Here is a 10,203-nt window from a genome sequence, read left to right as displayed (position 1 = left end):
TGCAGCCAGACAGCAACCTTGAGGCATTCGTAACGTTCACCAATCCAGCCAGAGGAGTCAGATCAACCGAAGTGATATTGGTGCAGCCATACAGCAACTCTGAGACTTTAGTCCTTTTTTTATCATTCTTAAAAACATTTCCAAAATAGATCAATTTGGAGCATTTATAAAACGTGATATCAACTACGGTGCTATCACCAATACTCCAATATGCAGCGAGACATGAAGTTGATCCTATGGCGTATGTTACATCCTCACAAGAAAGTATTTCGGCGTTATGATAGCCGTTATCCGTATAGGTATGGCTATAGGACTTAGATCCTGTTCCCGAAGCGTTTTCTGTCGTACCATCCCCCCAGTCTATCACATAGGAGGAGGTAGGAGAAGTGACGCTGATAGAGCAAGATGTACCGACCAACATCATTTGTATGTTCCCGTTTTCCTCTGGCTTCAAGATTACAGGGTTTAAGACGATAAAGACATTGACGCTCATAGCAGACGTTCCGACCGTTACCTGCCCTTTATAATCAAAATAGTTAGGATGCGTAATGTCATAGTCATACGTTCCCTTGGTTATCTGCAATATACACTCCCCGTATAGATTAGTCTCTTTTGACTTTCCATCACAAGAAACGGTTGCCCCCTCGATTAGGACGTTATCTTGACTCTTCACCACGAACTTTACATCTACCACAGCATACACCTCCAGCGTATGGCTCGTGTCATTCGTGATAGCTGGAAAATCAAACGTGTTGCTTCCGTAGCCCAACGCTGATACGGTTCCTTTCATCGCCTCGCCACCACGGATATAGACGTATCCGTTCGCGTCGCTCGTGTAGCTCTTGGTATCGGTGGTGATCATGGCTCCGGATAGATAGACGGATTGGCCGTAGACCTTTACCCGGATGGTACGCAAGGGGATGTATGTGATCGTATAGTCCTGCGTACGGGTTCCGGATACGAGATAATCGGCGGTGAAATCCTTGTGGTTGTCGCACTTGAAGATGATGGGGACTATGGAATCATCGTCCGCCGTCACCTTGTAGGTGTACTCGTTCACCTTCTCGTACTCATAATCCCCGCATTCGAACACGGCGTTGGTAATCGTCTTGGATTGGGAGGAGCGGAACACGAATGTCGTGATAGTCGGCGGTAAGAGCGTCGTATAGGTGATCTCCAGCTCCGGAAAAGCCGCCCGGCACTTGGCTAGCTTATCGCTGGTAGCGGATATGGCGTGGTATTTTCCCGTTATGACGGCGGTCTGTACGTTATTGCCGTTCTCGTCGATACCACCCACCTTGATCAATTTATAGAGGTCGTTCAGGTTCGGTGCCGAGGCATTGATATTGATAAGGCGGACACGGTTCAACACCGGGTTCTTGATACCCAAGCACCGAGTTATAAGATAGAACACGTTGATCCCCGTATCCTCGCAAACGATCGTAGTCAGTTTCGTAACCCCCGCTATTTCGAAATAAGCGTCCGTAAGCTTGGATTGATTACGGAGGGTTAAACCCGTGAGGGTAGCCGGGAGATACAACTTGGAGAGGATACCGGCGGCAGGCAACACCACGGAGGTGATGGACGTGCCTTGGGCGTAGACCTCCTCCATGTTCTCGCATCCGGAGATATCCACCGCCTGCCTCAAGTTCGGGCAGTTACGGATGTCCAGCTTGCGGAGCATGTTGTTCGTTCCGATCGAGAGTACGGTAAGGTTCGTGTTCTGATAGCCCGACACGCCGCTACCGATCAACAACTCAGAGAGGCGGGTAGCCTTGGATACGTCGATCGTACCGGCGTACAACCCCGACATATCCCCCAAGGATTTCACCCGGCTCGCCCCATAGATGATCGTCTCGGTGTCATTAAACACGATGTCGGGGGCCTCGATCAATACCGGCACGTCCTTGTAGGTACGTTGCCCCACCATGTAGGAACCGTACTTTACACGGGTATACTGATCGGCGTACGGGATGATCGTCATGTTGGCCGACGGGGACACGCCCGTCCATTCCCGGGGCGTATAGAGACGCAAGGTCGCGAAATCCGAGAGGAAGCTGCCCGCCGTATACTTACTGTCTATATAAAGGAAGCGGTTATACGTCCACCACTTACGGTTCTCGATACGGGAGCCTTGGGCGGCGTACAGGTAAGACCCGTTGCCCTCCTCTATCAGCGGGTCGATATACTTGAAACGACCGTCGGCGTTGTAGATCGCCTCGCACCATTTGTCCGATTGCTCGCCGTTCAACACGGACATGATCAAGTCGTACGAGAGCAATCCACGGGTACGGATATCCTTGTACATCGCCTCGATCTCGGAAGGGAAACATTTCTCAAGGTTGTTCCACAACACGCTACTCTCACCGTTCCAGACGTTTAGCGTACCTATCTTGTCGTGATACTCTATATTGTATCCGAAAGCGATCAACCCCTCGTTATTCAGGCCGAAACAGGTATCGTTGTCGTAAAAGATAAAGATCCATTTCCCCTCCTCGTGGAAATAGGTAAGGAACATGTTCTTCGCCCGCTGGTCCACCATACCGAACAACTCGGTGATAAGGTAGTAGGCGATCAAGTTATCAAGGTTGAAATGATTCCGAACCTCGTTCTTGAATTTATCCAAGTTGTCCTTGGTGGATACGACCCACGAGGTAACGGCCATGAGCTTCTCCGGCTTGCGGGTACCCACCTCGTACTCGGCGTTGATAGCGTCATCGTCCGGATAGCGGGACTCGAAGTCGTTCGTCCAGTCCGTCCCGGAGAAATCGGCGGACTTGAAGAGGCAACGATCGGAGGTATTGTTCGAGAACTCCCAGCTCTCGTCACCCTCGGAGAAACCGAAGGTGTCGGCGGTGGACTTATCGTTATTGAAATTATATTTACCCACGAACTCCAGCGTATCACTTGCCGTCTCACGGTGGAAGATGGCTATCGGATAGCCGTCTACCGTTGTGCGGACCTCCTTGTTCGTTTTTTGGGGCGGGGTGGTAAGCCCCATCTCGATCAATAGGGAATTGATGACCTTGGCCATACCCGTGTTGTGCGTACCGGATGACTCGGCGAAATCCGCTTTCACGCAAAAGGCGTTTACGGGAATGCTATTCGCCCGTAACGCGTATGTGGGCGATGTCCTTCCGCTCTCCGTGTAGGTGATATCTGCCTTGAACTTGAACTTCCAGTTCTTCCTCGGATAATATTGGGAGGAGGTACCTTGCACGTCATTCTGGACGTTCTCGCAAGAGAAAGATCGCCCGGGTTCTTGCAAGTCCGTAAAATAGACCTTGTTTGTTTTCTTATCGCCTTTATAAGTAGGCAACGGCCCCTCGAAGATCAAGCAAGGCAATCGCTCCAACACCTTTTGATAGGTGATATCCCCATAATCATTATATACTTGGTTCCGGTTGTAGATAGCCAGCGCCTTGTCGTAATCGTCCAGATCGCCTATGAAGTTATCGAGCATCTGGTATTGGTTCAAGTCGTTATCGTAGACACGGATGTTATACAGGTCGATCGTGCAGCCCTCGCTACCGATCACGATATCCTGCGGAACCTTCTGCTGGAAATTATCCTCCGACGGATATTGCGCCGCCCCGGACATGATGCCGTTGATATAGATGTATATCAAACGGTTTAGCGTGCGTTTCTCAACCACGAAGGAGATGCGAACCCTCTCCTCCTCCTTGAACCGGGTGTCGATCGTGGTCTGCTCGGACGAGAACACCGCTTTCTGGGAAGATATCTGAAGGCCGATCCCCCCGTTCACGCACTCGATAGCGATAGCCTCGTAATCGGTCACGTCGCGGGTGGAGAACTCGAACTCGATGGTCTTACCCGTGGCCCGGAAGTCATCCTTGAATATCTTCAGCGGGATACGCACACGGGTGTCACCCGACACACGGAGGGAGGTGCTATCCCGTTCCGAGATCCAGCCGTTCGTCTTGAAGTTGAAGCCGGTCAGATCCGCGGATATATCCCCGTATTTCCACTCGTTACGGTTATTGTCGTTGTTACTCCGGTTCTGCGAGGTCAGCCAGAGTTGCAGGTTCGCCTTCTCCGGCTCCACGATCACCTCGGCGGGGGATACGGCGAGCGTAAAGGTCCGGGAGGCCGACCCGCTGGATATCTTCAGGGAGAGATCTCCCGACTGGGGAATACGGTAATTCCACTCGTGCAAGGTGCGGTCTACGCTCTGTGTGGATACCGTGGCGTTGTTCGCCGATAGCGTAACCTCCGATAGCGAGGAGTCCGGCGTATAGACCACGAAGGGGATCGTGAGCCGGTCGTATTGCCGCGCGGCGGTCTGGGCGAAAGAGGAGGCCACGATAGGCGTGTTATCCCCCTCCACGATACAGATAAGGTCGTTGGTAAGCGTATTGCTCCGGATCAGCTCCTCGTTGATAAGGGCCGTCATGTAGACTTGGAGCAAGTGCGCCCCATGCGCCTGCCTAGGGATCACGTAGGTCAATTGCCGGTTCGAGGCGCTGGTCTCCACCGTTCCCAACTCCTTCCCGTCCAGTACGAAATGCACCGTCTTGTTGATGGCCCCCACGGGCGTATAGCGATAAACGATCTCCCCGGAATAGACGAGCGCCGGGTCTATGGAGGAGGATATGGACATGGATATCACCTCGATCGTATAGGATAGGGAACGTGACGATCCCGTGCTATCCTTCACGGTTACCCTTACCGTGTTGGAGCCGGTGATCAAGTGTTCCGTCGGATCGAAATAATTATTGCCCTGCGAGATGGATACCATGCCCACCTTCTGGCTGTTCACGGTGTAAGTGGCCGTTCCCGGCCCGGTCTCGGAACCGTCATCCTGATAGACGCTCGTGAAATTGTATCCCACGGTGACGGCGGCCCCCTCTACCGTGGTGATGAGCGTATCGGTGACGCCCACGAGTTTCATGGTCACGCCGCCACCACCACTTCCTCCTCCGATCTCGGAGAGGTTCTTCACCGTCCATAGCGAGCTTCCGGCCTCTTGCACCAGCACACGGGACTCGTCCGGATCTTGGTCTACGATCTCATCCACGTTGGTAAGCTCGCCCAGCGAGCTAGCCCCGCCGCCGCCCCCGCTTCCGGAGCCTACCGGGATAGCGTCCGATACGACAACGCCCCCGGAGGTAAGATACAGATTACCGTCTTTCGAGTAGCCGTTATCCACCTTCTTCTCCAGCAATTTCTTGATCGCCTCCAGCTCCTTGGCATAATCCCCGTCCAATTTACCGAGCAAGTCTTTCAGCCGGACCTTCACGTAAGAGACGTTAAGGCCTTTCTCCTCCAAGGCCGGCAAAGAGTTTACGAAATCCATGCTCTCCGCTACACGGAGATCCTCTACGCTAAGGGAACCCGCCTCTATAGCGTTCTTTACGATCGGGGTTAAAATCTCGACCAGTTCTTTAATTTCTTCGAGAGTATATGCCATGGGATCAAGATTGCTTATAGGGTTACCGTCTCGTTAAATATCCTGTCGAAAGCGTTTTGCACCTTCGTATACGCGCTTATCCATTCCTCTCCGGTAAGGCTGTCCGGGGATTCTTGGAAGAAAGAGAGCCTTTTGTTACGATCAGCGGACGCGTACCCGATACGGGTACCGGCATCGTATATGTAGGCATCTATATGCTGGAATGGCTCGCTTTCCTTACGGGATGCCTCTATCTTCACGAAACCCGTGGAAGATAGGGCTTCTGTTAAGGACTTATTGATTGTAGTCGTTTCCATTTTTCTTTGTTTTAGGGGTAAGTAACTCGTTCATGGCATTTTTCAAGGGGGCGATAAAGGATGATTCCATGATGATCTCCTTGATGGACTCAGCCATAGGTCTCGGAACATCGATAGCTTCCTTGCTGTAGTATATCTTCTTTCCGAAATCAGAGACAGCGATATCCGCCGTACGTCCATAGACCAAGTTTCCTACCTCTTTTGTCAAGTCAATAACTACGGGATCGCCTTCTACCGTAGCGTTAATACTTACTTTACTGAAATCTACTTTCATAATTCTACTGTTTTAAAAAAAATCTATGATCCTAATAAAATATTTCCGTTGTCATCGGTCACTCCGACGATTATGCCGCCCATAACACGAAGACGGACATTGTCTAAGTCAAAATCTGCGGGGTTGAAAGAAACTCCGGGATAATGATAGCGGTACATGTCAGAACTCTTATAAATAGAAAATCCGGAACAACGCATTTGGCCCGTAGCAAATACCGACCCACTGAAAAAGCCTGCGTACTTAGATCCATCCGGAGGAAAATTCGATCCCCATCCGTCTGTTGATCCATATATGGCTACGCCAAAAGTGTTGCATATACCAGATATACACGCATGGGTATCAGCGGAATTGCTCCAAGCCCCTACCATCGTTTTACAACTTGTTCCAGTATTGTATGTGTATCCTCCCCCTACTGTCAGCCTAAAGGAGGTATTACCGAAATAGTCAGAGCCAGTCCAGTTAAGACCTTTATAACTATTCAAGGAGAACGCACCGATACTCAAGGTACTGCCTACGACAAGGTCTTTAACGTTTATCAAGTCCGCTTGAATATACCCTCCCGCTATAAGCGTCTGTCCGTTTATTATCACGCTCGCCAATTTGTTCGCTCCCACACTGGCGCTACCTGTAAGTTTCCCTGTTAATTCCGCTTGAAGGGCTTTGGCCAGGTCTTCTTTTGTGATAGACCCACTTTTCGTATAACCTAAAAGAGTGTTGTTTAAGGTAGTCAGATTGACCTTGTTCGATATTTCTTGACTTAATGCCCAAGACAGATCATCGGAAGAGACACCATCTTTCCACGCCATCGATCCTAGATCACCTGAGTTAACCTTGTTCTTGATCGTATTCTGGGTGCTTAGGTCAAACATGGAAAATGTCACGAAACCATTCAAATTGAGTCGGCTAGCGTTTATCTTGATCGTCTCCGCCGTCTGGTTGATGCTCGATATGATACTATCCTTAGATACCTTCAGATTAATATTGTCAGCGTTCACCTTGATAGCCGCCTCCATCTCGGTTTTCAGCCCGGATACGTCGGTCTTCTTGGCGTACAGCGTCAAGCTCTCATCCACACCGTCCAGCTTTAAGCCTAGGCTTGTCACTGTCTGGTTTATGCTGTCAGTCTTCGTCACGTACAAGGATAATGTGCTGGTCGTATTATCCAATTCTACCCCCATCTTCGTCACCGTCCCGCTCAACGTGTCGATCTTCAGGGCGTACATGCCTATCTTCTCGTCCGTCTGCAAGAACTTGGTGGACATTTCCAGCCGTAAGTCCTCCACGGGATGCGTGGACATCTGGACGTTGTAGATATATATTTCCCCCGTATAATTCAAGATGAAATCACCTGTTCCGTTCCATTTGCCGGAAAATTCCTCTTGAACGAAGGTATCCGTGATCGCCAACGGTTTGCTTACGTAAAGCCCCTGTCCGGAGAATCCGGATGTTAACATACCGGCGGTCTTTACCATGTACATGAACGATACGTAATAGCTAGGCCATACCTTCGTCCCGTCGGGCATCTCCAGTTGGCCGTCCGGTTTGTTCTTCAGGTAGGAGTTTAATTGCTTTACTCCCGAGTTCTTGATATAAAGGGCCTTGCGGCTGGATACCTCCACGATTCCTGTAACCTTATCCTTCTCAGCGTAGAAGGATTCGTTCACGGCCATGAAACGCTCCTTCACCGTGAATAGCGACACGTCGTTACCGAGTACCCATCCTACCGTATCAGCGAAGAAAGAGGCGTTCGTGAGGCAATTATCCTTCTCCGATAGCTCGTAGCGCACGGAAGACATCTCGCTGGAAAGCCTGCCTTCCACGATCTCGAACTTGGTCTTCACGTTCTCCCCCGTATCGAGCATGAACTGCCCACGGGCGTAAAGATTCTCCACGTACGCCCCGTCACCGTCCAACCTTCCGAAATAGGGCGTGACCAGACCGTTCATGTTCCCGATACGTACCTTCACGCAGTTTTCCGGATCGGTCTTCATCCCACGGATCACGTCCATGTAGGGCGTGCCGAACTCATCCACCGTGGTGATCTTCATGATGCCGCTGCGGGTGGAGTTATCCGGATTGTCCACACGGCAAAGGGTATCCCTCTTGGCTATGTCCGATAGATTTCCCACGAAATTCGTGAAACGGAGCCAGTCCAGACGGTTCTCGCCGTCGGAGAGGTCCCCTACGGCCACTTCCACCACCTTCAGCTCGTACGACTTGGTCATCTTGTAGTCGTTCTGCAAGGTAGGATCGCCTTGAAATTGCTGTACCATGAGGATATCACCTTCCCGGAACGGGTTGTACAACCTGCCCCCGTCGGTATCTAGGTAGATCCGGCCGGTCTCCGGGTCGTAATGATCCACCTCCATCATTCCGGCGAAGATGCGGTTATCATTCTCGCCAAGCAGTTGCGAGACCACGAACGTATATACTTTAAGCTCGTTGCGTACCGAGATCGAATCGATCTCCAGCTTGTATTTAGTCTCCTCCACACCGGCGGCGTTCGTCACCTTGTAAGGCGCTATCATGAATCCCGTCCCGTTCGGGAAACCGGAGGCGAATGTAGGAGAGGAAAGGGAACCGGCGAACATGGAGTCATGCTTCACCTTCAAGTCCTTCACCCATGCCGTGCCATCGGCGAAGATACGGAAACCATTCTCGTGCTTGAAACTATCAGCGTCACGGTCTGAGTAGATGGAGGATTCCAGCCCGCTTAAGATTATGTCTTTTTCGAAAGTGATGTTACCATGCGCCGTATCATCTATATCTTTTCTTAAAAAGCGATCATCAAGTGCGGATATAGGCTTTAGTATCTCCTTCAAGGCTCTAAGAGCCGTGAAAGCGTTCTCATCGGACGGCTCTGTCAGATCATCTAATTTTATATGATAGAAATCGTCTCCCGGTCCACCCGATCCTCCTGCTCCGTTGACGATAGCCCTCCAAGTCTCTCCAAGTTCGCTTATGATGCCGTTCCTTATCGTGTCATGTATTACACCAAAAGACGTAACGGATGCTTTCGGGTTATGCGGATCAAAGGCCGGGAATAATACCCCCTCGCCAAGCTCTTGCCGTGGGAGCTCAGCTAAGCGAGGGGGAAAAATAAAATCCGGCGAGGAGAGGTTTGGAACCGTTAGATTATCCGGAAGCTCTTTCTCGTTACGGATAAGGTTCAGGTATCTCGAGATCTCCGAGAGTCGGTACGTGAACGTATAGGAGCTCGGGAGATCGTTGGAGGTGTAGGTGGCGTCGCTCTCGGTGACGATTATTCTCCGGATCATGGACGCCTCGTATATATACTTGGCCCGGCTGGGGAAAAAATCCAGCAACCAACGGCGGGAGTAATCATCGAGGAATCCCGTGTTCTTAACGAACTTACGATCGGTCTCCACGTCATACTCGGACAGGTTCTCGTCCAGTTCCGCTATCAGGTGGCCATGCTCCGCCTGCAGACGGTTCACCCCATGGGCACGGAAGGTGTCCATACCGCCCAGACTGTTCTCGAAAAGGAACCATTGCTCGTCCTCGGAATGGATATCCGTGAATTTATAGAATTGCGATACGCTCAGTCTCGCTCCGCCGGCCTCGGCGTAAACCTCGAGATAGCTGGGGTACTTGTTCCCGAATAGCTTGGCTACGATTGCGTATTGGAGATTGAGTGTCACGCACTCGCCGGCGGTCATTCCCTTCAAGGAGGTCATGCTCGAAGATTTGTCCGGGAACGTGGCCTTGGCCTTCACCGTGCAGTCCGATATGGCGTAGTAGGTCAACCACTCCGGTGAGTAATAGGTCACCTCCTTGACCTTTGGCTGCCACGTGAGGAAGTGGGACTTCAACCAGTTTCCCGGCGTGTCCGCCAGATCCGCTATCCCGCACCGGATCGCCCGGAACGAGTGGGAGGTCCCGTCTATCGTGGCCGTGAAATCTGCGAATATGGTATTTTGGGAATAGATCTCTTGGGCCGTGTCCAAAGTATAGCTCAATTGGCTTTCCACCACCTCTCTCACGTCGATCGTGACCATCTTGTCCGGCCCGGGCTCGTAGCTTTGCTCGAGCAAGGTGGCCGTTCCTTTCTTCAAGATGAAAGAGACGGCCTCTTGTGCCCCCAATACAAATTTCCTCATGTTCCCGGACAGGCTCAGAGCGTCTGGTTTATCTATGATCGTTGCCATTTGCGATTATTTTACCCCCAAAAGTATGGCTGT

The 10,203-nt window shown here is 51.2% G+C and carries 4 protein-coding genes; all 4 read right to left on the bottom strand.

Going from position 1 to position 10,203, the window contains the following annotated elements; translation table 11 throughout:
* Positions 1-5,431: CotH kinase family protein (locus ACESPU_RS13380; protein WP_373133422.1), on the bottom strand; the 5,431-nt coding region annotated here is incomplete at its 3' end.
* A gap of 14 nt (positions 5,432-5,445) precedes the next feature.
* Complete coding sequence (locus tag ACESPU_RS13375) at positions 5,446-5,727, bottom strand: hypothetical protein (protein WP_005862408.1); 282 nt, start codon at positions 5,725-5,727, stop codon at positions 5,446-5,448.
* Positions 5,705-6,001: a hypothetical protein gene (locus ACESPU_RS13370; protein ID WP_373133421.1), complete on the bottom strand. Its 297-nt coding sequence runs from the start codon at positions 5,999-6,001 to the stop codon at positions 5,705-5,707. Before ACESPU_RS13370 ends, ACESPU_RS13375 begins: the two co-directional genes overlap by 23 nt.
* Positions 6,002-6,024: 23 nt before the next feature.
* The gene (locus ACESPU_RS13365; RefSeq protein WP_373133420.1) at positions 6,025-10,170 is read right to left on the bottom strand and encodes a hypothetical protein; all 4,146 of its coding nucleotides are present in this window, start codon (positions 10,168-10,170) and stop codon (positions 6,025-6,027) included.
* Positions 10,171-10,203: the final 33 nt, after the last annotated feature.

Source organism: Parabacteroides sp. 20_3 (assembly GCF_964238835.1).
GTDB classification, from domain to species: Bacteria; Bacteroidota; Bacteroidia; order Bacteroidales; family Tannerellaceae; genus Parabacteroides; species Parabacteroides distasonis.
The sequence above is the reverse complement of the archived record's forward strand: the minus strand, read 5'-3'. Positions and strand labels throughout refer to the sequence as shown.